Genomic DNA, 26268 nt, shown 5'->3' with positions numbered 1-26268 from the left:
AATGTTCGGGTTCGATCCTGTCGTGTTGGCTATTGTCGTGCTCGCCGCCGTTGCGGCGGGCGCTGTTTGCTATGGCGTTCTTTTCACCCGGATGGAAACCGAAAAGAAATCGGCAAGCCGCGTCAACCGTGTCGCCTCAGCGGAAGCAGATAAAGCCAGCGTCAAGGCAGCCCGCGACCGCGTTCAGGAAATGTCGAAGCGTCGCAAGTCGGTGCAGGACAATCTGAAGGATCTCGAAAAGCGGCAGCAGGAGAATACCAGGAAGAAGCTGTCGCTGAAATCGCGACTGACGCAGGCAGGTTTAAAGATCACACCGGGGCGCTTCTACATGTTCAGCGCCATCTTCGGCTTCATCCTGATGTTCGTGGCCTTCCTGGCCGACGCCTCGGTTGTCGTTGTCTTGGGCCTGCCCATTGTCGCCGGACTTGGGCTGCCGCGCTGGGTGCTCGGCTTCCTGATCAAGCGACGCCAGAACAAGTTTCTCGACGAGTTCCCCAACGCTCTCGACGTCATCGTGCGTTCAATCAAATCGGGCCTGCCGTTGAACGATGCTATCCGACTCATCGCCAACGAAGGCAAGGACCCGGTCAAGAGCGAATTTCGGCGCGTCGTTGAATCGCAACAGGTCGGTCTCAGCGTGCCGGATGCCTGTGCACGCATGACAAATCACATGCCGCTGCAGGAAGTGAGCTTCTTTGCCATCGTCATTGCGATCCAATCGCAGGCGGGCGGCAACCTCTCGGAAGCCATCGGCAATCTGGCAAAGGTTCTGCGCGATCGAAAGAAAATGAAGGCGAAGGTGAAGGCGCTTTCGATGGAAGCGAAGGCGTCCGCCGTCATCATCGGCGCGCTGCCGTTCATCGTGGCAACGCTCGTCTACCTCACCTCGCCCGAATATATGCTGGTCCTGTTTACCGACCCCCGCGGCCACCTGATCATGGGCGTTTCTGCCGTCTGGATGTCGATCGGTATTTTCGTCATGCGCAATATGGTCAATTTCGACATTTGATGGAGACGGGCGATGTCATCTGATCTCGCGACCACACTGACTGACCCTTCCATGCTGATCGCAGTGCTGGTGGCGATCGCAGTGTTCGCCAGCCTGTACACGATTGCTGTTCCGTTTTTCGAGCGCGGTGACCTCAGCAAGCGCATGAAGGCCGTGTCGACCGAGCGCGAGCAGATCCGCGCCCGCGAACGCGCGCGCATGAATGCCGATTCGTCGGGAAAGGCCACGCTTCGCAACCAGAACAACCATTCGGTTCGGCAGATCGTGGAGAGGTTCAACCTCCGCGAGGCGCTGGTCGACGAAAACACCATGAACAAGCTGCGCGCGGCCGGTTACCGCTCGGAAAATGCGCTGAACATGTTCCTTGTGGCGCGATTTCTGCTGCCGTTCCTGTTCTTCGGCCTCGCAATCTTCTGGGTGTTCGGTCTCAACAATCTCGCCGACAAGCCAACGATGATGCGTTTCCTGGTGACGTTGGGGGTCGCCTATGCGGGCTTCTACGCCCCGAACATCTTCATATCCAATCGGATGGGGAAGCGTCAGCATTCGATCAAGCGGGCCTGGCCGGATGCGCTCGACCTCATGCTGATCTGCGTCGAGTCGGGTATTTCGATCGAGGCAGCCATGCGTCGTGTATCGGAAGAACTCGGCGAAGCCTCGCCACCGCTGGCGGAGGAAATGATTCTGACGACGGCCGAGCTTTCCTTCCTTCCCGATCGGCGCGTTGCGCTTGAGAACCTCGGCCTGCGCACGCAGATTCCGTTGGTGCAGTCGGTCACCCAGGCCCTCATCCAGGCGGATCGCTATGGCACGCCGATTTCACAGGCACTGCGCGTCCTTGCGCAGGAGGGTCGCGACGAACGCATGAACGAGGCCGAGAAAAAGGCCGCAGCTTTGCCGCCGAAGCTGACCGTGCCGATGATCCTGTTCTTCCTGCCGGTTCTCGTCGCCGTCATCCTCGGCCCCGCCGGTATCAAGGTGGCGGACAGTTTCTAAGTTTTCGAGACTGGCCATCCCGCGGCGTTGAGCTTAGGTTCAGCGGCATCTCTCCGTGAGCGAGCAGGAGCGAGCGATGTCGTCCGCAAGCATCTTTTTGAGCATCATCGCAGCCCTATCCATCGGGGCGATGAGCCCCGGCCCGAGTTTTGTCCTCGTTTCACGGATTGCGATGTCGCGTTCACGTCTGGACGGACTTGCGGCCGCGCTTGGCATGGGAATTGGCGGCGTTGCCTTCAGTGTCTTGGCGCTGGCCGGGTTGACGGCGCTGCTTGCACAATTCGAATGGCTTTATCTGGCCCTGAAGGTGGCTGGCGGCGCCTATCTGGTCTACATCGCCGTTAGAATCTGGCGTGGCGCACGCGAGCCGATCCGTATCGGCGATGCGGGAAGCGATAACCGGGCGCTCGCCCGAAGCTTCGCCACCGCCCTCCTGACGCAGCTCAGCAACCCAAAGACGATCGTCGTCTATGCAAGTATCTTTGCTGCCTTGCTGCCGAGGACCGTTCCGCTCGGGTTGATTTTCTCAGTGCCAGTTGGCGTTTTCGCCGTTGAGGCCGGTTGGTATGCGGTGGTGGCGCTCGCATTCTCGGCAAGGCATCCGAGGCGGCTATATCTGGCGGCCAAAACATGGATCGATCGTCTTGCCGGAACGGTCATGGCCGGTCTCGGCGTGCAACTCGTGACCTCGGGGCTGGCCGGTCGCTGATGTCAGTTCGTGCTCGTGGCTGAGCTGCTATTGTCCTTGGCGGCAAGCTTTTGCCAAGAATTCTGCTGCGACAGCATCGAGCGCAGATAGGCCACGTTGGCATCTGCCTGTTCTTGCGAAAGCTCTCCGCGCGCAATCTTTTCCGCCTCGGGGAAGCGGCCCTGGAGGCCGACGACGAGCGCCAGATTCTGGCGGACCCTGCTATCAGCAGTAGGCTGCCCCGCGGCCTGGTGCAGATAAGTCTCCGCTGTCCTGAGGTCGCCCGTCAGCACATAGGACATACCGAGGTTGGACAAGATCGATGCCTCGCCGGGTTGGATATCGAGGGCTTCGCGATAGCGCTGACGTGCTTCGGTGGGGCGGCCGAGCTGATCGAGGATCGCGCCTTCCGCCGATGTCAGCTTCCAGTCCGGACGGTCCGGGGTCTGCGCGCGGCCAATCGTATCAAGCGCCTGCTGCAATTGACCGGCCGCAGCCTGAGCCTTTCCATAAGCCGCCAGCACGGTACGATCGGTCGGGTTGGAAATGGCAACCTGTTGCATGACAGCAAGAGCCTGAACGTCGCGGCCTTGCATGCGCAGGAGGTTCGCGTAGTTCACACCGTTGACGGCATCGCGCGGGTTCTTTTCATAGGCCTGCCCGACGCGCTCGGTCGAGCCGCGCAGCTCGGCTTCGTTCATCGCTTCTACCGGCTTGGTGAGTGTCGGTATCGATCCCGTCGTCATCCGGTCCTTGGTCGTCGTGCAGCCGGCCAGCGCCAGCACGACGAGCGCGGTCGCGACGCCCTGAAAAATCCGGGTTTTGAGAAAACTATTGGCCGAAGCAGGCATCGTGCGTCCCTGAGATCCGAAATCGGCGTCTGACCTCAAAACGGAACAGGGAAAGGTTTTGACGCAATCTTCACTCCAGCAATAGTCTGTTAACCCTAACAGACCGTTAAGATGCGATTCCCGGACGCCCCTAAGGATACACATGGCCCCCTATCAGTTCATCGAGAGACCGACCCCGTTCAACACCAAGGGCGGCTCAACCCTGCCGATCTTTGCCGTCACCCCGGCGCACATCGAAACCGGCACGATCGATCCGATCGCACTCGATTGGGCGAAGAAGGCGGGCTACAAGGCCGAGAGTGGCTCGCTGCTGCTCATTCCGACAGAAGACGGTCATCTCGGCGGCGCGCTGTTCGGGCTCGGCACCAATCCCTCCGAGCACCCCTACATCACCGGTAAGCTTGCGCGCACGTTGCCGGCCGGCGACTGGCACATCGAAACGGCGCCGCTGACGGCCAACCGCCTGTCGCTCGGCTTCGGCCTCGGCAGCTATCGCTACGACCGCTACAAATCGGAAAAGAATGCAGGCCCCACGCTGATGATCCCGCGGGATGCCGATGGCTCGGATATCAAGCGGCAGCTGGCCGGCGTCTTCCTAGCCCGCGACCTGATCAATACGCCGACCAACGACATGGGGCCGAACGAGCTGGAAGCGGCATTCCGTGGCCTGGCCGCCCATTACAAGGCGGAGATCAACGTCGTCAGCGGTGACGATCTCAGGCAAAACTTCCCGCTGGTCCACACTGTCGGTCGCGCCAGTGCGGATGCGCCGCGCCTGCTCGAAATGCGCTGGGGCAAGAAGGGTCATCGCAAGATCACGCTGGTCGGCAAGGGCGTTTGCTTCGACACCGGTGGTCTCGACATCAAGCCGGCATCCTCGATGCTGCTGATGAAGAAGGACATGGGCGGCGCCGCAAACGTCATGGGCCTCGCCCTGATGATCATGGACGCCAAGCTCAAGGTCGATCTGCGCGTCATCATCCCCGTCGTCGAAAATTCGATCTCGTCGAACGCCTTCCGTCCGGGCGACATCTACCGGAGCCGCAAGGGGCTGACTGTCCAGATCGACAACACCGACGCAGAGGGCCGTTTGATCCTGGCAGATGCGCTTGCCTATGCGGACGAGGATGCGCCTGACCTCATGATCGACATGGCGACGCTGACGGGTGCGGCCCGCGTCGCGCTCGGTCCCGACCTGCCACCCTTCTTTACCGATGACGCCGAACTTGCCCAGGATTTGACCGAGGCAAGCCTTGAGACCGACGACCCGCTGTGGCGATTGCCTCTCTATGCCGGCTACGAAAAGGACATCCGCGCGAAATTCGCCGATATCACGAACGCGCCGGCGGGCGGAATGGCCGGTGCCATCACCGCGGCTTTGTTCCTCAAGCGCTTCGTCTCCAACACCACGAGCTGGGCACATTTCGATATCTATGGCTGGGCGCCTTCGGAGCGCCCCCACTCTCCGGGCGGCGGCGAGGCGCAGGCCATTCGCGCGCTCTACCATCACATCCGGCAGAGCGTGCGCTAGGCGGCGATCGTTAAAATTTTATTCACCGTGACGGGCGGCAAAATCTGACGCCCCGTTGCGTCGCGCGGTGAGCTGCCGGAAAATGGAACGCGGGCGCAACGAATTTCCGGAGGACCCATGCCGCTCGAACTGACGGCCTCGCAGGCACTCGGCTTGTGGCATGGCGTGACGCTCGATCAGGTCAGGCTCGACAATCGCGATTTGACATTGCGCCAGATGGCGATCCTGCTGCATATCTATCTGGTGCCGCCGCCGCATACCGTGCGTGGCCTGGCGGCGACGCTCAATGTGACCAAGCCGGTGATAACCCGCGCGCTAGACACGATGGGCGAGATGGGTCTGGTCGACCGCGTGCGCGACGAACGCGACCGGCGCAACGTGGTGATAAAGCGCACCGTTGGAGGCGCGCTTTATCTGGAAAAGCTTGGCGATCTCGTGCGCGACAAGGGTCGTCGCCTGACGCCATGAAAGGGATAGAATGACGATGCTTGATCGCCGCCTGCATGCCTACCGGCCGGACCTCGCCGAGGCTGGGCTCGAAGGACGAGTGGAAGCCCTGCGCTTCGTTGCCGGTGCGCCAGCCCGCATCGCAGTGCCGGTCATCGGATTGAGGCCCGCGCCGGATATCGCAAAGGGAATCGACACCGAACTGCTCTTCGGCGAGGACGTCACCGTGTTCGACCGTGCGGACGGCTGGTGCTGGGTCAAGGCCGCCTCGGACGGCTATGTCGGCTACCTGCCGGAAACAGCCCTTTCGGATCGGCTCGCTGAGCCCACGCACGTCGTCACAGTTCAGCGGACATTTCTCTATCTCGAGGCCGAGCTGCGCAAACCCTACAAAAGCATCCTGTCCATGGGCAGCAGGGTCCGGATCGTCGGGGAGACCGAAACGCGCGGCAACCGCTATGCGATGCTTGAAGACGGGACGGCAATCTTTGCCAAGCACGTGCAACCGATCGGGGCTGGCGACGGCGGGGACTATGTGGATGTCGCGACCCGGTTTCTGGAGACCCCCTATCTCTGGGGCGGCCGCTCCGGCCTTGGCATCGACTGCTCTGGTCTTGTGCAGCTTTCGATGCTGATGACAGGGCGAAGCGCACAACGCGACACCGACATGCAATCCGCGACCCTCGGCGAACCGATCGACCGGTCCGAACTACGGCGAGGCGATTTCGTTTTCTGGAAGGGTCACGTCGCCGTTCTGGAAGATCCGGAAACGATCATTCATGCCAATGGCCATACGATGACGGTTGCACGCGAAAACTTCGAGGATGCCGTAAAGCGCATCGGCTGGCTGTACGAGCAGCCGACGGGTTACCGCCGCCTGGTCATCTGACCGGCGGCTGCGGCCATGACCCCACCCCGCCTGTCCAAGTCTCGAAAGCCTTCGATAGTCTGAGGACACGCATATCGTCGAAGCGCGGACCGACAATCTGCAGACCGATCGGCATTCCCGATCGCGAGAATCCGCAGTTGATCGACGAGGCAGGCTGCTCCGACATATTCCACGGCACCGTAAAGCAGATGTGCTCAAAAGGCCGCGCCGGATCGTTTGTCGGCGAAGCCCAATCGGCGGGATAGGAGACGATGGGATTGGTCGGCGAAATCACAGCGTCGACCTTGGTGAACAGCCTGCCGCAACTCTTGCGCATCTCAATCGTCTGATTGAAGCCCCTGACGGCGCCGGCGCCGCTGATCGAGGCGCCGCCTTCTGCCCAGGCGTAGACATAGGGCAATATCCTGCTCCGCCGCTCTGAGCTCAAGGTCTCGATATCGGCCCAAAAGCGGGAGCGCCAGAAGGCGTCCAGCCCGTCCAGCATCTCCCGCGTCAGGACGGGCTGAACGGGAATGACAATCGCACCCGCATCTTCGAATCTCTGCGCAGCGGCCTCAACCCCCGCGCGCACCTCGTCGTCCACGGCAAGGCCACATCCGGCGTCGAGCATCAACCCGATCCTTAGGCCGCGGACGTCGATATCAAGGTCCATCCAATCGAAATCGTTCGGCGGCAGGCTGGTCCCGTCCCGCCAATCCGGGCGCGAAAGCGTTGCCATCGCATAGGCGGCATCTTCGACGGTCCGCGTCATCGGTCCAGCGCAGCGACCGACATAGAACGGATCGATCGGGATGCGACCGTGGCTCGGCTTGAAACCGAAGATCCCGGTCCAGCCTGCCGGCAGCCGCACAGAGCCGCCGATGTCTGTGCCGACATGCAGGGGTCCGTAACCGGCAGCCGCCGCTGCGGATGCGCCGGCGCTCGAGCCTCCGGGATTTTGTGAGGTATCCCAGGGATTTCGGCTCAAGCGATGGAAGCTCGAAAGTCCCGAGGAGAGCATCCCGTAATCCGGGCAGGTCGTCTTCGCAAACAGCACCGCGCCGTCTTCGAGCAGCCTTGCAGCCGCAGGGGCATCCTCCGCCGCTGGCACCAAGTCCATGGCCCTGGTCCCGAGCGGCACCGGCTGTCCCTTGGTTGCGATGAGCTCCTTCAGCGTCGCCGGAATACCATCGAGCACGCCAAGCGTCGCACCCTTAGTCCAGCGATCGGTGGACGCTTTCGCCTGCTGGCGCGCCGCCTCTGGATCGTAGGCGTAAAGGGCACAAATAGCGGGCTCCCAGGCCTCGATGTGCCGTTCCAATGCCAGCCAGTATTCGAGCGGGGACAGGCTTCGATCAGCGAAGCGCTGTCTCAATTCGCGGATCGTCAAATCGGTTTCGGACATGGCACTATCATCCGGGACTATGAGGTTTCAAAGACTAACGGCGGCGCACCTCGCGCGGGTCGAGCATGTCGCGCAGGCCGTCACCCAACATGTTGAAGCCGAAGACGCAGAGCGCGATAGCGAGCCCCGGAAGGATCGCCAGCCACGGCGCAAGTCCAAGGTAGGTCTGTGCATCCGCGAGCATGCGGCCCCATGTCGGCGCAGGCGGCGCGATGCCGAGACCGAGAAAACTGAGACCGGCTTCGGTCAGCACGGCCAACCCAAGTTGAATCGTTACCTGAACGATGATCTGGCTCATGATGTTCGGCAGCACATGGCGGACCGAGATCGTGAAGCGGCTATTTCCGATGGCACGGGCCGCGAGCACATAGTCCCGGCTCCAGGCCTGCAGGGCTGTTGCCATCGTGATACGCGCAAAGACGGGAACCATGAAGGTTGCAATGGCGATGATGGCGGTAAGCCGGCCCGGACCGAGAAAGGCGCCCAGCATCATCGCCGAGAGGATCGGCGGCAGCGCGAAGACGACATCGCAGGCACGCATCAGCAGTGCCTCGAAGGCTCCCCGCAAGGCAGCGGCCGAAATGCCCCCGATCGAACCGATCGTACCCCCGATTGCCACGGCGGTGATGGCGATCGAAAGCGAGTTCCAGCAGCCGACCATCATCATCGACAGAACATCTCGGCCAAAGTGGTCGGTGCCGAGAACACCTGATGTCAAGGGCGGCTGCAGCTTGTGAATGATCTGCATCTTCGCTGGCGGCATTGGCGTCCAGAGCAGCGACAGGAGCGCGACGGCAATGAGAACGGCAACGATGCCACCGCCGGCCACCAAATTTATTCTCCGGCTAACGTTGAATCGCCGCCGCTGAACAACCGTATGACTTGATACGAGCGGCGCCATGTCAAATGCCTTTCCGCAAGCGCGGGTCGATCGCAAGATAGGAGAGATCGACGACGAAGTTCATGACGATGACGAGCCCGGCAAAGAACAACACGACATCCTGCATGACGATGATGTCGCGCTGCGATAGCGCCTGATAGGCAAGCCGGCCGAGGCCCGGGAGGTTGAAGACGTTTTCCACAAGAACCGCGCCGGCGACCAGGAAGGTGAACTGCAGGCCGAGGATTGTCAAAACAGGAACGAGCGCGTTCGGCACCGCGTGGCGCCACAGGACCCGACGCTTCGACAGTCCCTTGGCAAGCGCCGTTCGGGTGAAGTCCTCATGCAGGGTTTCCAGAACGGCAGAACGCGTGACGCGGGTCAGGACGGCGGCTTGCGGCAAGGCAAGTGCTATTGCGGGCATCACGAGCGCCTTGAGAGCGGGCCACGTGCCGGAACTCCATCCCGGAAATCCTCCAGCCGGCATCCAGCCGAGTGCCGTCGAAAAAAGCATGATCAGCAACAGCGCCACCCAGAATCCCGGAACCGCGATGCCAAGCTGCGAGAAGATCGAAGCGACGGCGTCCGGCACGCCGCCTCGATGCGCTGCCGCAAGAGCGCCCAAAGGGATGGCGATGGCAATGGAGAGCGCGATTGCGATCAGCGCAAGAGGTAGCGTAACTGCCAACCTCTCGAGGATCAGGCCAGCAACCGGGACACCATAGGTATAGGATTGGCCGAGATTGCCCCGGAATACGCCGGCGAGCCACTCGCCATAGCGCCACAGGAGCGGCTGATCGAGGCCGAGCTCGTGGCGAAGAGTCGCGAGCGTTTCCGGCGAGGCCGACGTTCCGAGCATAATGGAGGCGGGATCGCCCGGCAGCAGGTCCGTCACGACGAAGATGAGGAGGGAAACGATAGCAAGCGTGACGATCAGACCAACGACGCGACGCGACAAAAGCGTTACCATGTCAGGTCCGGTTCTGTTTGCCGCCTCGCCATGTCATTCATCCGCAATCAGTCTTCCCAAGAGACGTTGGCGAGAACATTGGAGGGAATGGGCTCGTTCTCCCAGAGGCCCTTCAGCTTCTTGTCCCAGACGCCGAGCTTGGGCATGACGAAGAGATAGAGCGCCGGCACATCATCGGCCAGAATCTTCTGAGCTTCACCATAGACCTTCGCTTGTGCAGCGGGATCCGAGGTCTCCTGCACCTTCTTCATCAGATCGTTGAAAGCCGGATTCTTGTAGTTGAAGTAGTACGGATCACGGGCGTAGATGTCGATGTCGAGCGGTTCGGCGTGGGCGACGATGGTCATCTCATAGGCGCGATCCTTCATCACATCCTGCACCCACTTGGCCGGGAATTCGGTCGGCTCAATGTTCATCGTCACGCCGACTTCGGCGAGCATCGCCTGCATGACCTCAGCACTTCGCGGCGCATAGGCCATTTGCGGCGACTTGATCGTGAACGTGAAACCATTGGGATAGCCGGCTTCGGCAAGCAAAGCCTTGGCCTTCTCGGGGTCGTAGGGCAGGACGCCGGTAAGATCGACGTAGCCCGGGTCGTTCGGCGTATAGTGGCTGCCGATCGGAGTGCCGAGTCCTGACCAAGCCCCGTCGACGACAGTCTTCCGATCGATTGCCATCATCAGCGCCTGGCGTACGCGCTTGTCGTCGAAGGGCTTCTTGGCGTTGTTCATGCCGGCAACAACTTTCAGCTCGGTGTTGCCGATCTTGGTCGCAAGCCTTGCATCATCGTCAAATGAACTCATCAGCTCCGGCGCCGCGAACTCCGGAATGGCATCGACATCGCCCGCCTTCAACGCGGCGGCTTGCGCCTGAGGGTCGGCAATGAAGCGGAAGGTCACCTTGTCGAGCTTTACCGCGACGTCCTTGTTCCAATAATTGGCGTTCTTCTCGAGTTCGACCTTGTCGCCCTTTGCCCAGTTCACGAACTTGAACGGGCCGGTCCCGACGGGCGTCGTCTTGTCCGCTGCGGCAGACTTCGGGCCGACCATCACCGAGGCTGGCCAACCCAGCCAATAGAGGAGGCTGCCTGTAGGCGCGGAGAGATGCAGGACGAGCGTTTCCGGGTCGGGTGTCTCGATGGATGCGATCGAGGCGAAGAAGCGTTTTTGCGGATTTACCGAGTCAGCGCCGCGAGCGCGATCCAGCGCAAATTTTGCTGCTGCCGAATCGAAAGCCTCGCCGTCGTGGAATTTGACTCCACTCTGAAGCTTGAACGTATAGCTGAGACCATCGGGGGAAATCTCCCAGCTCCTGGCGAGCTGGGGCTGGATCTTGCCGGACTCGTCAATTGCCACCAGGCCTTCAAAAACGTTCTGCCAAGTGACCTGGCCGATCGCGACAGGCGCTGCGATCGTCGGGTCGAGACCAGTCGGTTCGACAGTCATACCAAGGGTCAGATTGGTCTTGGCGGCCTCCGCCGGGGTAAGCCCCAGCGCAACCAGACCGGCCGACACGGCCGCGCCAAAATAAAGTCGCCTAACCAGCTGCGCCGACGGCACGAGCGAAACCTTCTTCATTCTGTTCCCTTGTCTGGCCGCCGCGATGGCGATGGCCTTTTGCTGCTAAGGTGTCATTGTCGGAGTGCACACACAATGGCGAGCATGTGTTCTCGGCATAGCCTATTCTTTAGGCTATCTCGCGCGATCGGGGTAGCGATCTCGCCAAGCCTGCTGCGCGCCGGCAACCGGAAGTGCGGTGGCCTCGTAGATGCCACGCGCGATGGCGCGCGCCATCACGATGGTCGCGAGATGGCAGAGTTCCAGAAAGGCGGGAAAGTCCGGCCGTGGCTTTTTGCCGGTGGAAGCAGCAAAAACAGTGTCGCCATCAAGCGGCAGGTGAGCTGGCAGCAAGGCGCGCGCGAAACCGTCATGCGCCATGATCGCCAGCCGGTGCGCCTCTTGCTTAGTCAGCTCGGCATCCGTGACAATGGCGCCGATTGTTGTCGCGGTGATGTTCACGCCTTTCAGCCGCAGGCGGGTGTCGGCTTCAGAGATCGGTGACGGCAATCCGAGGCCGCCAAATTCCCCGTTCAGTTCGAACGGCGCCGCCCAGAAATGCGGCCCCTCGCCCACCGTCGCCGAGCCGAGTGCGTTGACGGCAACGATCGCTGCGATCTTCAATCCGGTGCCGGTCTCCGCGCTGGCCGAGCCGAGCCCGCCTTTGAACGTGGCGGTCGTCGCTCCCGCGCCCGCGCCGACTGTCCCGAGGGCAATGTGCCCTTTCGCCGCCGCCTTGAAGGCTTGGTAGCCCATGTCGCGATAGGGCGACTGCAGACCCCAGTCCTTGTCGCCACCGTTCAGCAGATCCATGAGAATTGCCTGGGGAACGATTGGTACCTTCACATCGCCGACCGGAAAGCCGCGACCGGCCTCGCGGAGCCCAGCCTGTACACCACCTCCCGCATCCAGCCCAAAGGCCGAGCCGCCGGAAAGCACGAAGGCATCCACCGCGCCGACCGTCATCGAGGGATCGAGAAGGCTCGTGTCACGACCGCCGGGGGCGCCGCCCAATACCACGCCGGATGCAGTGGCCGGTTCGTCGAACACGATGGCGGTCACGCCCGAACCGAGCTTCAGGTCGGTCGCGTGCCCGACGGAAACGCCTTCAATGTCGGTGATCAGATTGAGCAAGCGCGCCATCCTCGTTTGAACAGGAGCGCGCGATAGGACCGCAACAGCGGTCAAAACACAAGACCGGCCTCACCTTTGGGCAAGACCGGTCTCAAATCTGTCAGGGCTGGATCGGCCGTGTCTCATGCGCTCAGGCATGGATCGGCTTCGGGTCACGGCGGGTCATCAGATCATGGATCGCAAGCTTCACCTCCGCCGGCGAGCTGAAATGCTGCTCGTCCAGGTCGTGAACGTGGTACTTCACTGCGATGAACTTCAACCGGTTCTCATCCGGGATGACGATCCCGACGGGAACGCCGGCGTATTCGATTACTTCTTTTTTCATGCGTAGAACTCCTGCCGCGCGGTATGCGCTGGCGATGGCGAATTGACTTGTCTGATTCCGTTAGAGGTGGACGAAGGTCACATTCGACAGTTCGGGCGGGAGAGGGCGCCCGGACGGTCATTGCCAAGCACAAATCGCCCAAGGAAATCGGCGAGAGTATTGATGTCATTCATGTCTCGTTCCTTTCGTTGGCGTTGCGCTTGCTTGAGGCCCCGTTGGTGGGACTCGGCGATGACTGCGCTATAATCTATCTATTCTGTAGACTATATCTCGCAGTCTGTCAGAAACATATTCCGAAACATGTCAAAAAATCGACCATTCGGAAAATTTCATTCCATCATACTCGAATTGACTGCAAGAACCCTATCAAGTCTTTGTGCAATTCGCGTGACAGCCTGACGCTCTCTTTCGATCACGGAGCAGACATAGGAAGCATCACTGATTCCGGCAATGGGCGTTTGGTTAAAAAGCCGTAAGCCTTGAAATGACCGAAATGGTTAACGGGGCGACCGCCCTTTACCAGCCTTCCGAAAGCACCTTTTTCAGCATGTCGACGAAGAAATCTGCGCTTTCTGGCGTCAGGCAAAGCGGTGGCTTGATCTTCAACACGTTCAGGTGATCGCCGGTCGGCTGCATCAGGACGCCGAGATCGAGAAGTCGATTGCAGATCGCCGCGGTCTCTTCCGTCGCCGGCTCCAGCGTCGTTCTGTCGCGAACCAGTTCCAATCCAAGATAGAGCCCCATGCCATGCACGGCGCCGACGAGCGGATAGGTTGCGATCAGCGCCACAAGGCGACCCTTGAGGTAGTCGCCGACATCACGTGCGTTCTCCTGCAGCTTTTCGTCGGCCATGATATCCAGCACGGTCATACCGGCGACGCAACTGACCGGACTGCCGCCAGCCGAAGAGAAGAAATAACCTTCCTTCTCCAGCGAACCGGCGATCGCCTTGGTGGTGATGACGGCACCGAGCGGATGCCCGTCCCCCATGCCCTTGGCAATGGTGATGATGTCGGGCACGACACCCTGCTGTTCAAAACCCCAGAAATGATGCCCAAGCCGTCCATACCCCACCTGTATTTCGTCGGCGATGCAGACGCCGCCGCGAGCTCGAACCTGCCCGTAAACCGCGGCGAGGTAGCCATCCGGCAGCGATATGCCCCCGGCATTCCCATAGACCGGCTCGGCGATGAAGCCCGCCAAGCCCTCACCTTTGGTGTCGATGCCCTCGAGGGCCTCAACGACCGCTTCCAAATACCCGGTGGCTGATTCAGAACCGCGGAACATACCCCGATAGGTATTTGGCGACAGAACGGCATGTACCCAGTCGGGCCGCGTCGTCAGGGCCTGCGGATTATCGGCGATCGACGTGGATACGGCGTCGCTTGCAACCGACCAACCGTGATAGGCCTCGAGCAGGCTGAGCACATGCCTGGACCCCGTATGCGCCCACGCCAGTCGCAACGCGAGATCGTTGGCCTCCGATCCACTGTTGACGAGAAAGACTGCGTCCAGCCCTTCGGGGGCAAGAGAGGCAAGGCGCTCTGAAAATTCCGCGATGGCTGAATAGTGGAAGCGTGAATTGGTGTTCAGCCGCAACCATTGCTCGCTGATCGCCTCGGCCAGGCGCGGGTGGCCGTGACCGAGAATCGTTACGTTGTTGAGCATGTCGAGGTAGGCTCGCCCCTCGACATCGAACATATGCTCCTTCCAACCGCGCTCCATTTGCGGTGGCGCCTCATAGTAGTGCTTCTGCGGCTTTGCAAGATGAGCTTGGCGGAGAGCGAACAATTCCGTGGACGCCGGCTTCGGTGCATCGACGCCGGTTCCCAGAAGTGCTGCCGGCGACGGGCATAATTCCGACCAGGCAGCCGCCTCCCGAGGAGCGCAAAACAGCGGCGGCTCGGTGCCCACAAGAGTGGAGAGCTGTACCCGCAGACCGCCGAGAGATCCGCTTTCGCCGGAGATCGCACCGAGGGGCTGACCTGGTTCCACGTCCGCCTCATCGTCAATCGTGGGCTCCATACCGTCGAGATGAAGGCTGATACCCTCGCCTGCCAGAACGAAATGGTGATTCTTCCAGCTGACCTTCCCGGCGAAGGGGGCGGAAACCGTGGTACCGCCAGCAAGGCAAATGTCGGAATGCAATGTGTAAGTCGCCGGCGGCGTGGCGCTGCGAAGCTTGGAACGCGACAACCGGTACTCGCCATAGCGCGTTGCCGACGTACCGGTCTCGGCCGCAGCGCGGGCAAGCAGGCGCCAATCCATGTCGGCTTGCGACCAGTTGCCCGCGGCGAAATGCGGGCTCGAAACGCCGAGATCGACGAAGGAAATTGTCGCCGGATCGATATCAGGAAAGAGTGGACGCCAGCCTTCCGTCGAAAGCACGGTCGTGCTCATACCAACCGCCTTCAGGACAGCAATCTCCATCAGTTCGTAGGGGGCGGAGACCGCCGTATCGAAAATGCGGCGCTCCAACTCGAGATTGCGGCGAACATAGTCGTTCTCGGGGTCGACCGAGATCTGCTGCTCGCCGCTCGCGACGAGAATGACAGCGCGGGCGACGACCAGCGGCCAGAGCGCGCGCAGCTCCTCCTCGGTCAGAGGATAAACCTCGTGATATGCCTTCACCGCCGGAAGAATATAGAGCGGGTCGCCATCCGCCTGATGCAACAGCGAGGCGCAAGTCACCGCGAGATCCCCGATCAGCCAGCCGCGTATGATATCGCCGAAATCGATAACGCCGTCGGGAACCAGACGGCCGTAGCTGTCGCGGTGGCTGACGACGTTGTCGCCGGTCACATCATGGTGCACGGCCTGCAACCGCAGAGACGGCGCCAGCGGCTGGATTCGCCGCACGGCTGATACCATCGTCTTGGCGATGCGATCGCGGGCGGCGCTGTCGGTAATCGCCGACAGCAGCTGGACGGCGACCGGACCGGCGCGGCGCAAGTCCCATTGCAGGCTGCGATCGAGGCCTGGATGCGTGAAATCGGCGAGCGATTGTGCCAGACGGGCGCAAAGCGCCCCAAGTGCCGCAACCGACTCCTTCGGTAGGTGCTTGCGATGCGTCAGCCCCTCGCCCTCGAGATACTCCAGCAGCCGAACCTGATATGTCTGGTCGCGGACGGTAACCGCGACGATGTCCTGTCCATCGGTCGAGGGGATTACATGCGGAACGCGCGGCGCCCCCTCTTTCGAACTGATGTGATGGATGGCCGCATTCTGGGCTTCGAGCTCCAGAGTCTCATAGGCTACATGACAAATCTTCAGGACATAGCGTCGCTCGCCGGTATCCAGGCAATAGTTGCGATCCTGCTGGCTGCCGAGTTCGGTGAGCGTTCCTGAGAGGCCATACCGCGACTGGAGAAGGTCGCCGGCTTCCGCGGCGGTCACGTCTGGGCGTGGCAACGTCGCGCGATAGGCAAGCGTCTCGTCAGTCATGGCATCCCCCGCGGCATGATTCGATTTTGCAGACTAAGCAGATAATCGAATCCTTGCCACCGGCAAGCGGGGAGATCGCCGCCGATAACGGCGAATCCGCCGCGACTGTCAGCCCATGCGCTCGGAGGCGTAACTGCCCGGGCTTGCAGGGAATACGATGGTGCGGTTGCCGTTCAGGAAGACGCGACGATGGATATGGGCATGAATAGCGCGGGCCAGCACCTGGCTCTCGACGTCGCGGCCGATGGAGACATAATCGTCGGCACTCTGAGCGTGAGTGATGCGGGCCGTATCCTGCTCGATGATCGGACCTTCGTCGAGATCGGCGGTGACATAATGCGCCGTGGCGCCAATCAGCTTCACGCCGCGCTCATAGGCCTGCTTGTAGGGGTTGGCGCCCTTGAAGCTCGGCAGGAACGAGTGATGGATGTTGATGATCCTGCCGGACATCTTGCGGCACATGGCATCGGAAAGAACCTGCATGTAGCGGGCGAGCACGATCAGTTCGGTGCCGGTTTGATCGACGAGATCAAGGAGCTGAGCCTCCGCCTGTGGCTTGTTTTCCTTCGTCACCTTGATGTGGTGGAAGGGGATATCGTGGTTCACCACGACCTTCTGATAGTCGAAATGATTGGAGACCACGCCGACGATCTCAATCGGCAGCGCGCCGATCTTCCAGCGGTAGAGCAGGTCGTTCAAACAGTGGCCGAAGCGCGACACCATCAGGAGCACCTTCATGCGACTGTCGCCATCATGGATTTCGGTGTCCATGTCGAATTTCTCAGCGACGGGCTTGAACCCTTCCTTGAGCGCCGCAAGCCCGACCCCCTCTTCGGAAATGAAGCTGACGCGGGTGAAGAACTTTCCGGTATCGAGGTCGTCGAATTGCGACGAGTCGATAATGTTGCAACCCTGATCCGCCAGGTAGTTGGCGATAGCCGCCACGATCCCGCGCGTCGACTTGCACGTCACCGTCAATACATAGCTCGTCATCTGTTCCGTCCTCTCGCGGCGCCCATCGGCCGGCCTGCTTAGATCAAAGCGAAAGTCACGGATAGAGTACCGCGCCTTCATTCATGCAACTATCTGCTGGGAGAAACTGTCATAGGCTTGCAGGCTCTCTGGCGTCTTCCCGTCGCGATCAACTTACGGCAGACAGCACGAAATTCCGTTCCGCTTGCGCCGTCAAGACGCGTATCCCCGCCGTAGCAGCGCTACGGCCGAACGAGGTCACGTTTTCGAGATGACGGGCGGCAGAATGAGCCCCTCGCTTGATGCACGCGGTGTCCGCGCCTATCTCGATGAAGGAAATGAATCTGGATCCGGCAAGATGTCGTTCGCGAGAGCGTTGTTGATCGCCTTGGCAGTCGGCGCAACCTTGGCGCCAGGCTCGAGCTTTGCTGCAGATTGGCGGCGCGCCGGTGAGGCTCCCGTTCAATCGGACTATCCCTTCGTAAACCTGCCCGGCGTCAAAGCCCAACCGGACCCGAAGGACGAGGAGCAATACAATTGCCGGACGGAAACGCGTCCGCTCCGCCGTTCGTATAACAAGATCTTCCGGACCGGCGGGTTACCTACCCTAGTCTATGTCTGCGATCGCGACGGCGTCGAAAGCGTCGGCACGCAGGTGCCGCTGCGCGGACACTACCAGCCGGTCCGGTGAGCCTATCGCGCGTTGTTGCCAAAATGGCGTGCTATCAGGTGGTCGATCGAGATCCGCCCCGGCCCACCGGCAATGATCACGAGGAAGCACACCGCCCAGGTGCCATGCGTCGGCCAGGCATCGGGATAGACGAACAGTTCGATCACCAAGGTCATGCCGAGCAGGGCAAGGGCGGAAAGGCGACTCGCCAAGCCGATCACCAGCAAGAACGGGAAGAAGTGTTCCGCAAAAGCTGACAGATGAGCGGCAATCCAGGGATCCACGAGCGGCAACTTATATTCGTTCTCGAACAGATAGACCGCATTGTCGGTGACGTGCCAGCCATCGACCTTGGTCTCACCGGACTGCCAGAACACAGCACCGATCGACAGGCGAGAGATCAGGGCGATCACATCATGTGGAATTCGATCGAGCACTCGCAGCCCAATATAGAACTTCTGCGGCAGTGTCGGCCCCTGTGTGCGGGGCATCGTCATTTCGTTGTGCATGGCTGCATCTCCAGAGGTCGGTTAGCGAACGGAACGAAATGCACCCGCGCGCAAGGCGCCGGCGAGGTTCGTCGATAAGTCGAATGCGGCGGCCCCGCCGACAGCCGCCTCGACCGAGCCGCCGAGCGACACGCCGGCTGCCAGTGCCTCCAGGAAGGCGGCGCCACCCGGCGGCAGCCGGCAGACCTCGACGTTCAAATGCGCTCGGGTGACCAGGGCATCTTCGCCCTGCCAATCGTCGATCGGTCCGAGCTCGATCTCGCCGGCGTTCATCGCCCAAATGGTCACCACCGGATGTGGTGAGCGTAGGACCGACAGGGATGGGTGCGGTTCAAAAACGAGACCTGCGAGCTTTTCCGGATCAATTGCGGCCAGTACGCTGGGATCCAAAGGGACCGCGTCGGCGGCGTGGTAGGCGCGACTACGCGCCAATTCAAGGCGAATAACATCCGGCAGGTAGGCGATTTCCGTCGCTGGCTCGAACGAGGCGACGAACTTGGGAAATTCATCTCCGTAGGATAAAAGCAGCGGCGAACGCGGCGGGTAGTGGTGAATGAACTCAGACGCCATCGCGGCAAAGAATTCCGCACCGACGATCTTCTCCGCAACTGGAAAGCGGGAGGCCAGTGCACCGATCAAACCGAGGGCAACATTGTTGCGGTAGACGCCAAAGCGACGCTCCGGCGTCGGCCCATTCCATGCAATCAGCCCGGAAGGAACAGGCGCCTCGGGGTTTATCAAGGCAGTAGCAAAATTGGTCTGCGTCGAGAGGCCCATCGTATCCCCCTATGCAGCCAGATCACTGGCCGCGCGGCGCAAGATAGCGTCGGCAGCCTCGGCCTCTGCCCGCAGCACAGGCCAATCCGGCACCTCGTTGTCCCATTCCACAAGGCTTGCGACCGGCCCTGTTCGGGCAATGAGTTCCTCGTAAAGCGCCCAGACAGGATCCTTGACCGCCGTATCGTGCGAATCGATCAGAAGCGGCGCGCCGCGATCGTCGATCGTTTCCGAATGACCGCTCAAATGGATTTCGCGCACGTGACCGATCGGGAAGCGGGCCAAATAGTCGCGAGGATCCATGTGGTGGTTGGTGGAAGCAACGAAGACGTTGTTGACATCAAGGAGCAGGCCACAGCCTGTACTGCGCGCGATTTCACTCAAGAACGCCGTCTCCTCGATCGTGCTCTCCTCGAACAGGAGGTAGGTCGCGGGGTTTTCGAGCAGCATCTGCCGTTTCAGCATGCTCTGCACTTCGTCGATGTGCTCGACAACGCGCGCCAGCGTCGCTTCGGTGTAGGGCAACGGCAACAGGTCGTTCAGAAACACGCTGTCATGCGTCGACCAGGCGAGATGTTCGGAGAAGCTCTCGGGCTCATAGCGGTCGCAGACAACCTTCAGCCGTGCGAGATGCTCCCGGTCGAGCGGCTGCATCGATCCGATCGACAGGCCGACGCCATGGACCGACAGGGCGTAATCTTCCCTCAATCGACTCAACTGGGCGTGCGGTGGACCGCCCGCTCCCATGTAGTTCTCGGCATGCACTTCGAAAAAGCCGATCGGCTGGCGACCGGCATTGATGCTGACGAAGTGCTCCGGCTTGAAGCCAATGCCGGCGCGGCGCGGCAGTTCGGACGGTTTCATGGCTGATCTCCAACTTCTTGGCGGCAGCGACACGATCCCTAGTGCCGCTGCCGGTGGCTGGTCCCCCGATCAGGCCGGAGCTGGACCTTGCATCAGCGAGCCGTGGCCGTTCGGCGTCTTCATCGAAACGCAGGTGCCCGCCGGAACGAGTTTCCAGGAGTTTTGCTGATAGTCGACCTTGGATGTGCCGGCGCAGGTCGTGCCGGGCCCGGCGGCGCAGTCGTTTTGCCCCTTGAGCGCGATGCCATAGCACTTCTCTTTCGAGGTATCGGCGGCAGAAACCTGCACGGTTCCGATCAGGGACAAAGCAGTCGCCACGGAAGCGGCAAAGACGGTTGCTGAAACGTTGGACATGATGATCTCCGGTCCTTGAAACTACTGATGTCGATAAGCAATCAGGCCGGCATCAACGAGCCGTGACCCTTCGGCGTCTTCATCGAGGTGCAGGTGCCGGCGGGGACAAGCTTGAAGGAAGCCTTGTCGTAGCTCACGGTCGACTTGCCGGCACAATCATGCTTGCCGGCGGCGCAGTCGTTCTGGCCTTTCATTGCGACGCCGTAGCATTTTTCCTTGGCATCGGCGGCAGAGGCCGCCGGCGCCGCGATCGTTGCAAGCGCGGAAGCAAGGGAGCCCGCGAGAGCCAGGGTAGCGATGCTGTTTTTCATGGTTCCGTCTCCGTTTAAGGGACAAGCCGTGATTGGCCTGCACTGGGGTCTACGGAAGCATCCGGTGAGTTGTTACATCAGTGGTCGTGATTTTTTGTGCGGCCCCATCTTGCCGCGTCCTCGATTGCGAGAGAAAACGCTTGCGCAGCAAAGCCTTCCGGCCGGATCGAAAAATCGGCTCCGATGTTGGTAACAAAAACGTGTGGCGGTCCGTAGAGGATAGTGCGGATGAGGCATTCGACGCGTGAAGAGGAATGGGCAGGGTGGATGCGTGGCGCTCTCAAAGGCGACACGCAGGCCTATCACCGCTTTCTTGCCGCCGTCACGCCGCATCTACGCGCAATGGCCCGCAGGCGGTGTGATCAGCTGGGCGCCCCGGCGAGCGAGGCCGAAGACGTGGTCCAGGAGGTGCTGCTTGCCGTCCACCTGAAGCGCAGCTCCTGGGATCCGTCGCGCCCGATCGGTCCTTGGCTGTCGGCCATCGTGCGCAACAAGCTAATCGACAGCCTCCGCCGGCGCGGACGACATGTGAATGTGCCGGTTGAAGACGTAATAGATACGCTTGAGGCCGAAGAGCAGACGGATGCCATGGATCGACTTGACGCCAGCCATCTGCTGGCACGGCTGCGTGATCCCCAGCGCGACATCGTCCGTTCGATTTCGCTGGAAGGTGCCGGTGTGCGTGAAACAGCCGAAAGGCTTAAAATGACTGAAGGAGCCGTGCGCGTCGCGCTTCATCGCGCGTTGAAGTCTTTGGCGGCCCTCTATCGGAGTGAAACACGTGAAGACGAATGACCTGATCAACCTGTTGGCCGAAGACGCAGCGGTCCGTGCCCGGCTAGGGCAAATCCTCGTCCTAGCGCTTGTTGTCGGCGTCGTCGTCTCAGGTGCCATTCTGCTGACAACGATCGGCATCCGTCACAACATGTGGAGTATCTTCGAGACTTCGCGTGTGCTCTTCAAGATCGGTTTCACCGTCGTGCTTGCGGTGACAGCGTGCATCGTCGTGTTCCGCATCGGGCGTCCTGGGGTTTCCGTCAAGGCAAGCGCCGCAGCGCTGCTTCTGCCGCTTGCCCTGCTGATCGTCGCAGTGATCGCGGAGATGCGCGTGATCCCATCGGATGCATGGGAAGCAAACCTGATTGGCAACAATGCCCCCTTCTGCCTGATGTTCATTCCGCTGCTGTCGCTTGCGCCTTTGGTAGGCTTCATGCTGGCCTTGAGGAACGGCGCACCGCAGCGCCCATCACTGGCGGGAGGCGCTGCCGGTCTTGCGGCGGGTGGGATTGCAGCGGCGCTCTACGCCTGGCATTGCCCCGACGACAGTCCGCTTTTCGTGGCCACTTGGTACACGATCGCGATCGCAGCCGTGACTGCCATCGGCAGCCTGATCGGGCGTCGTTATCTGCGGTGGTAATGTCTTTTCGGAGAGGAAACGGGAAGCCGTGGATATCGGCTTTCCCATTGCATTTCTTAGGGAATGGTGCCCAGAAGAGGACTGGCAATATTCCCATCATAAAATCAGCAAAATCAACATCTTAAATCGTCGCCGTGTGCGGGCTTTGTATTGGTTTTTTGTACCAACGTCAACGGCTCGTTCGGCCCTTTTGGGTCGCTGTCACGTTTGCAAAGTTCATGGTGTCTGAAGGGAACGGAAGGGTCTCTCCATAATCGCACATTCGTCTTCGCCATCAATTGCGGCTCTCCGAATGATGGCTTCGGTCTCCTCCGGTGGCTCGTCATACACCGGCACCGCAGAGCCTACCCATCCGCACTCACGACAAAGGGGACGTTCCCAAACGACGCCCAGTGTCTCGGAGCTTCGACCCTCCTCCGGGTTAAGGTCTGGTGAGCCACACTCCGGGCATCCGTCAGGAACACCCTTGATGTGCCGAGCCACGAGTGACGCTGCTAACCCCAATGCATGCTCGGTAGTTGTAACGGACATCTCCGCATCGTGCCACGAGGCAGATTTGGTGTGCGTAAGCCAGTTGGAGAAGTCCCACGCCTCCACCAAGAGCGCACGAAGGAGGTGGCGACGCTCCTTTTGAGCCGCCCCAATCAGTGCCGTGCCAAGTATTCTGTCCACCCAGCCTTTAAGGTTGCCTCTCTGAAGCTGCTCTCCCTCACCCCAGTCCGCAGCATCCTGCGCCGCTGCGATGAAGGAAAGCAACGTCTCCCTGCACCTGACTCCTATGCCTTGGTAATCCGCTGGCCCTTTGGCTTGGGTAAGCGCCTCGCCAGCCTGCCCCAACTGTTTGAACACGTCTCCGAACGGCAGTAGCCGACGCGGGTCAGGGTCTTGTTTATCTGAACGTGGAATGCGTAGGCAGAGGCCAACGTGGAACGTCACGACCAAGTCGAGGTTAGGGAACTGCTCTTGGGAATAGAGGTTGGTCGGGTTCGTTATGACCCACCAGCGGTCCTTGTCAGTATGGATGTCCCAAACATCGTGGACGTGGCCAAGAACGGCTTCCGAGTACACTTTTTGAAGAAAAGTGATTGTGAGGTCTGGCGCCTGCCACTTGAAGTACCCCGCGACCTCTTCCCTCTCCTCATCAGTAGCGCCCAACATCGTTGCGGCTCCGAAACGCGCGTTAATCTATGGCGGCAACACCGGACAACCGGTCACCGTAAGCTGTTTTAGACCGATTCCGCTTGACCAGAATGCTCATCGTTCTCGGTGTCCCCGGCCACCTCAGTCACGGCGATATCACCTCCATCCTTGGCTTCCTCCTGATGCCAGGGACGGCGGACGGGTGCGACCCGTTGTCTAATTCGTTGACCCTCCACCACACGAGAGGGCGGTAGCATCGCATCAAGTCTATCAATAACAGGCGAGAGGAAACGCTCGGGCGACGACAGGACAGAGTTCTGCTGGCGGAGTAGAGCAAGCATCTCTGCTGCTAACTCATCAAGTGTCGGTGCTGCGGGTTGGTCTCCGGGCGCTTGCGCTGCGGCCTGAATAATCAACTCAACTGGATCACGAAGGTCTGGCCACAGCATCGGAAAAAGCCGCTCGATTTGGGCGTCTTCCCTGCGCTGCTCCCGTGGTGCCGCCGCGTTGATGTTGATGATCAACTGACGCACATCCTGCTCGTTGAACAGCGTGCCTTGGAACATGCTCAGTGGTTGCTGAACCTCGGCATGATTTACGCCGAACAGGACGGTAGCAACTCGACCGGCCAATTGCTTGGACAAGGCTCCCGCTTCGAATGCAAGCCATTGTGACTGCAGGTTCTGCGCCGTTAGGCATACAATTCCGTAGTTGCTTTCTTCCAGTTCGCGGCTGATCTCACCTTGCCAGCGCGCGCCCTTCTCAATGTCAGTGGTGGTTATAAAGGGTTCGATCGCCGGAAGGATCAGCGGAAGCCACTTCCGAATTTCTTGGGCAATCTGCTGGCTCACATTGCCAGACCAACTAATGAATAGCTTCAACTGCCTCTCCCTACAGTGCCTCAACTCGGCGAAGACGGAACGACCCTCGCATGGTAGGCGGCCCTTTGCTGATACCTTGAGCCATGATTAGGTCACCACCCACCGCTCCTTGAAGACTCAGGGTGACCGTCCTCAGTGGGCCGAAGACGTTACTGAGTGGCCCGCTGTAGTGGTTGGCCGTGAGAGTTGCGGTGATCTGAGAGTCCTTCAACGAATAGTGGCCACTGTAGTAGTAACTGCCGTCACCGCCGAGCAGTCTCCCATTCGAGAAGACAACGGTACCCGATCCTTCTCCTCCGGGTGAGGAAAACTCCACTATCCAAAGACCCTCTATGCTCACTTTGGCATCCCTCAAAAATTAGTGTCCGGCGCAGTCGCGTCTCCGAGCCAATCTGCAACCGCTCCTTGAATTGATCAAGAGAGTCTTCGACTGGATAGGGCGCACGAGATGGCAAAAATCCATTATCACGCCCCCAGCGGGACAACGGGCAGAGCCTACGCCTCGCGCAGCACTCTGAAAATGCTGGATCTACTAATGCCAAGCTCTTTCGTGATTGCGTCTACCGTCTTTCCCTCGGCCTTAAGTCTCAGAATATCGTCCGTCTTGCGCCGAGCTGTGGGGACGCGCCCATGATACTTACCTTCCGCCTTTGCCTTGGCGATTCCTTCCCGCTGTCGTTCCAACATCAGCTCCCGTTCGAACTCGGCAATAGAACCCAGCAGGTTCAGCATGAGCTTACCCGTAGGCGTGGACGTATCGAGGTTGAGGGCCAATACCTTCAGTTCAACGCCTTTCGCTTTGAGCTTGCCGGTGATCTCGGTCAGGTGGGTCATAGAGCGGGCGAGGCGGTCGAGCTTGGTTACCACCAGCGTGTCGCCCTCCCGCACGTAATCAATCGCTCGCTCCAGCTCCGGCCGTTTGGTGTCAACTGAGGAGAGCTGCTCCTTGAAGATGCGCTGGCATCCCATGGCTTCAAGGTCTCGGAGTTGCGCCTCAAGTCCAGCAGTCTGGTCAATGGTTGATGTTCTCGCGTAGCCGATGATTGCAGATGTCATGCGCCCCTCACAGTGCCAATAGAATCTAAGATTCTTTGACACCGACAGTGCCAAAAGTCAACAACCATTCATGTGACACTATTTCAGCTCTATCAGACGGAGTCACATGGGCAAGCCCTATTGACACTGACCATTGCGAGCAACCTGCTCTGGCAACCGAGGTCAGACTGTGCAAGATCACCGCTCGAAGCAGTGCGATCCGGAGACCTTGATGGCCATCCCAGACTACGAAACTCTAATGCTCCCCACACTCAAGCTATTCGCCGGGGGTGCGACGAACGTGGCGCAGTGCGTGCCTAAGCTAAAAGAGATGTATGGCATTAACGACGATGAAGCAGCGGAGCTAATCCCGAGCGGTCGTGTTACGGTGCTGCAAAGCAGAACGCACTGGGCGAGAACGTATCTTTCGAAAGCGGGGCTGCTGAGTTCCCCCCGCCGCAATCAGCACGTGATCACGGAGGCAGGGAAAAAGCTGCTCTCTGAGAACCCGGAGAAGATCGACAATGCGACTCTTGCGCGGTTCAGCGGGTTTACGGACTGGATCGTGCAGTCTCGGCAGGGGGACAGCGATAGCCCCCGGCCCACCCCGGCTCCCGAAGCTCCGATCGACGATAGCCAGACGCCTGAAGATGCAATCGAAACGGCACACTCTCTACTGAATGCTGCGCTGCGCGACGAACTCCAAACCCTTCTCCAGCAGATGACGCCCCAACGCTTCGAGCGGCTCATCCTCGAACTCCTAATCGCAATGGGCTATGGCGGTGGCGACGCAGCCAATGGACAGCTTACTAAGGTCGTTGGAGATGGAGGGATCGACGGTGTGATCCATGAAGACGCTCTCGGTCTGGACGCTGTTTACATCCAAGCGAAGCGCTACGCGCCAGACAACAGGGTAAGCCGTCCGGACATTCAGAGGTTCATCGGTTCCTTGACGGGTGAGGGGGCTACCAAGGGAGTATTCGTGACCACCTCCGACTTCTCGAAGGAGGCCCAAGAGTATCTTCATCGCATTCAACACCGGATCGTCCTAATCAACGGAAGAAGGCTCGCACAGTTGATGATCCAGCACGGCGTCGGTCTTCGAACGCATCGCACCTATGTAGTTCAGGGCGTCGACGAAGCGTTCTTTACTGACTCGCCTGAGTAGTCAGTTCTCGGACGAGTACGATGAGGGGGCACCCGGGGGGAAACGGCTATCCGTCTATATCCAGAT

The 26268-nt window shown here is 60.3% G+C and carries 27 protein-coding genes; 10 read left to right on the top strand and 17 right to left on the bottom strand.

Features of this window, described 5'->3' with window-relative positions:
* Position 1: 1 nt before the first annotated feature.
* The 3 genes from FHX16_RS01055 to FHX16_RS01045 all read left to right on the top strand — a co-directional run bounded on the left by FHX16_RS01055 (position 2) and on the right by FHX16_RS01045 (position 2714).
* Positions 2-1009 (top strand): type II secretion system F family protein, encoded by a 1008-nt coding sequence (locus FHX16_RS01055; protein ID WP_183863341.1) that lies wholly within the window; start codon positions 2-4, stop codon positions 1007-1009.
* A gap of 12 nt (positions 1010-1021) precedes the next feature.
* Positions 1022-2005, top strand: coding sequence for a type II secretion system F family protein (locus FHX16_RS01050; RefSeq protein WP_183753665.1), 984 nt, complete (start codon positions 1022-1024; stop codon positions 2003-2005).
* 76 nt (positions 2006-2081) lie between these two features.
* Positions 2082-2714: a LysE family translocator gene (locus tag FHX16_RS01045; protein ID WP_183863339.1), complete on the top strand. Its 633-nt coding sequence runs from the start codon at positions 2082-2084 to the stop codon at positions 2712-2714.
* 2 nt (positions 2715-2716) lie between these two features.
* On the opposite strand, the gene FHX16_RS01040 is transcribed toward FHX16_RS01045, so the two are convergent.
* Positions 2717-3544, bottom strand: coding sequence for a tetratricopeptide repeat protein (locus FHX16_RS01040; protein ID WP_183753669.1), 828 nt, complete (start codon positions 3542-3544; stop codon positions 2717-2719).
* 142 nt (positions 3545-3686) lie between these two features.
* On the opposite strand from FHX16_RS01040, the gene FHX16_RS01035 reads away from it, so the two are divergent.
* The 3 genes from FHX16_RS01035 to FHX16_RS01025 all read left to right on the top strand — a co-directional run bounded on the left by FHX16_RS01035 (position 3687) and on the right by FHX16_RS01025 (position 6411).
* On the top strand, positions 3687-5075 hold the full coding sequence (locus tag FHX16_RS01035; protein WP_259126363.1) for a M17 family metallopeptidase: 1389 nt from the start codon (positions 3687-3689) through the stop codon (positions 5073-5075).
* Between the two features lie 117 nt (positions 5076-5192).
* Positions 5193-5543 (top strand): MarR family transcriptional regulator, encoded by a 351-nt coding sequence (locus tag FHX16_RS01030; protein ID WP_114710673.1) that lies wholly within the window; start codon positions 5193-5195, stop codon positions 5541-5543.
* A gap of 10 nt (positions 5544-5553) precedes the next feature.
* A complete protein-coding gene (locus FHX16_RS01025; RefSeq protein WP_183863338.1) occupies positions 5554-6411 on the top strand; it encodes an NlpC/P60 family protein in 858 nt (285 codons plus the stop codon).
* On the opposite strand, the gene FHX16_RS01020 is transcribed toward FHX16_RS01025, so the two are convergent.
* The 8 genes from FHX16_RS01020 to purU all read right to left on the bottom strand — a co-directional run bounded on the left by FHX16_RS01020 (position 6404) and on the right by purU (position 17097).
* Positions 6404-7795, bottom strand: coding sequence for an amidase (locus FHX16_RS01020; RefSeq protein ID WP_183863336.1), 1392 nt, complete (start codon positions 7793-7795; stop codon positions 6404-6406). The two genes, FHX16_RS01025 and FHX16_RS01020, sit on opposite strands and share 8 nt — an antisense overlap.
* A 34-nt stretch (positions 7796-7829) precedes the next feature.
* A complete protein-coding gene (locus tag FHX16_RS01015; protein ID WP_183863334.1) occupies positions 7830-8696 on the bottom strand; it encodes an ABC transporter permease in 867 nt (288 codons plus the stop codon).
* A 1-nt stretch (position 8697) separates the two neighbouring features.
* Entirely contained in the window at positions 8698-9645 is a 948-nt protein-coding gene (locus tag FHX16_RS01010) for an ABC transporter permease (RefSeq protein WP_183863332.1), read from the bottom strand.
* 47 nt (positions 9646-9692) lie between these two features.
* Positions 9693-11222, bottom strand: a complete 1530-nt coding sequence (locus tag FHX16_RS01005) for an ABC transporter substrate-binding protein (RefSeq protein WP_183863330.1) — start codon at positions 11220-11222, stop codon at positions 9693-9695.
* Positions 11223-11336: 114 nt separating this feature from the next.
* Positions 11337-12344 carry a P1 family peptidase gene (locus FHX16_RS01000; protein WP_183863328.1) on the bottom strand — a complete coding sequence of 336 codons (1008 nt, stop codon included), beginning with the start codon at positions 12342-12344 and terminating at the stop codon, positions 11337-11339.
* Between the two features lie 121 nt (positions 12345-12465).
* Entirely contained in the window at positions 12466-12660 is a 195-nt protein-coding gene (locus tag FHX16_RS00995) for a hypothetical protein (protein ID WP_016552281.1), read from the bottom strand.
* A 516-nt stretch (positions 12661-13176) separates the two neighbouring features.
* On the bottom strand, positions 13177-16104 hold the full coding sequence (locus tag FHX16_RS00990) for an aminotransferase (protein ID WP_183863326.1): 2928 nt from the start codon (positions 16102-16104) through the stop codon (positions 13177-13179).
* A gap of 108 nt (positions 16105-16212) precedes the next feature.
* Complete coding sequence (purU, locus tag FHX16_RS00985; protein ID WP_183753683.1) at positions 16213-17097, bottom strand: formyltetrahydrofolate deformylase; 885 nt, start codon at positions 17095-17097, stop codon at positions 16213-16215.
* Between the two features lie 337 nt (positions 17098-17434).
* Between purU and FHX16_RS00980 the strand changes: the two genes are divergently transcribed.
* On the top strand, positions 17435-17767 hold the full coding sequence (locus FHX16_RS00980) for a hypothetical protein (RefSeq protein WP_183863544.1): 333 nt from the start codon (positions 17435-17437) through the stop codon (positions 17765-17767).
* A 2-nt stretch (positions 17768-17769) separates the two neighbouring features.
* Here the strand turns inward: FHX16_RS00980 and FHX16_RS00975 are convergent, their stop codons facing one another.
* The 5 genes from FHX16_RS00975 to FHX16_RS00955 all read right to left on the bottom strand — a co-directional run bounded on the left by FHX16_RS00975 (position 17770) and on the right by FHX16_RS00955 (position 20561).
* A complete protein-coding gene (locus FHX16_RS00975) occupies positions 17770-18255 on the bottom strand; it encodes a DoxX family protein (protein ID WP_183863324.1) in 486 nt (161 codons plus the stop codon).
* A gap of 21 nt (positions 18256-18276) precedes the next feature.
* Positions 18277-19032 (bottom strand): DUF2063 domain-containing protein, encoded by a 756-nt coding sequence (locus FHX16_RS00970; RefSeq protein ID WP_183863322.1) that lies wholly within the window; start codon positions 19030-19032, stop codon positions 18277-18279.
* Positions 19033-19041: 9 nt separating this feature from the next.
* Complete coding sequence (locus FHX16_RS00965) at positions 19042-19896, bottom strand: DUF692 domain-containing protein (RefSeq protein ID WP_183863320.1); 855 nt, start codon at positions 19894-19896, stop codon at positions 19042-19044.
* Between the two features lie 69 nt (positions 19897-19965).
* Positions 19966-20250, bottom strand: a complete 285-nt coding sequence (locus FHX16_RS00960) for a DUF2282 domain-containing protein (RefSeq protein WP_183753691.1) — start codon at positions 20248-20250, stop codon at positions 19966-19968.
* 41 nt (positions 20251-20291) lie between these two features.
* The gene (locus FHX16_RS00955) at positions 20292-20561 is read right to left on the bottom strand and encodes a DUF2282 domain-containing protein (RefSeq protein ID WP_183753693.1); all 270 of its coding nucleotides are present in this window, start codon (positions 20559-20561) and stop codon (positions 20292-20294) included.
* A gap of 228 nt (positions 20562-20789) precedes the next feature.
* On the opposite strand from FHX16_RS00955, the gene FHX16_RS00950 reads away from it, so the two are divergent.
* A complete protein-coding gene (locus tag FHX16_RS00950; RefSeq protein ID WP_183863318.1) occupies positions 20790-21356 on the top strand; it encodes a sigma-70 family RNA polymerase sigma factor in 567 nt (188 codons plus the stop codon).
* Entirely contained in the window at positions 21343-21978 is a 636-nt protein-coding gene (locus tag FHX16_RS00945; protein WP_183863316.1) for an NrsF family protein, read from the top strand. Before FHX16_RS00950 ends, FHX16_RS00945 begins: the two co-directional genes overlap by 14 nt.
* Before the next feature lie 216 nt (positions 21979-22194).
* Here the strand turns inward: FHX16_RS00945 and FHX16_RS00940 are convergent, their stop codons facing one another.
* The 3 genes from FHX16_RS00940 to FHX16_RS00930 form a co-directional block, all read right to left on the bottom strand.
* Complete coding sequence (locus tag FHX16_RS00940) at positions 22195-23136, bottom strand: hypothetical protein (RefSeq protein WP_259126361.1); 942 nt, start codon at positions 23134-23136, stop codon at positions 22195-22197.
* A 68-nt stretch (positions 23137-23204) separates the two neighbouring features.
* On the bottom strand, positions 23205-23999 hold the full coding sequence (locus tag FHX16_RS00935) for a toll/interleukin-1 receptor domain-containing protein (protein WP_259126360.1): 795 nt from the start codon (positions 23997-23999) through the stop codon (positions 23205-23207).
* Between the two features lie 495 nt (positions 24000-24494).
* Complete coding sequence (locus FHX16_RS00930; protein WP_259126359.1) at positions 24495-25055, bottom strand: recombinase family protein; 561 nt, start codon at positions 25053-25055, stop codon at positions 24495-24497.
* Positions 25056-25266: 211 nt separating this feature from the next.
* Between FHX16_RS00930 and FHX16_RS00925 the strand changes: the two genes are divergently transcribed.
* Positions 25267-26202 carry a restriction endonuclease gene (locus FHX16_RS00925; RefSeq protein WP_259126358.1) on the top strand — a complete coding sequence of 312 codons (936 nt, stop codon included), beginning with the start codon at positions 25267-25269 and terminating at the stop codon, positions 26200-26202.
* The last annotated feature ends 66 nt before the right edge of the window (positions 26203-26268 follow it).

It is taken from the genome of Rhizobium sp. BK661, from assembly GCF_024808825.1.
Taxonomy (GTDB): Bacteria; Pseudomonadota; Alphaproteobacteria; order Rhizobiales; family Rhizobiaceae; genus Rhizobium.
The sequence above is the reverse complement of the archived record's forward strand: the minus strand, read 5'-3'. Positions and strand labels throughout refer to the sequence as shown.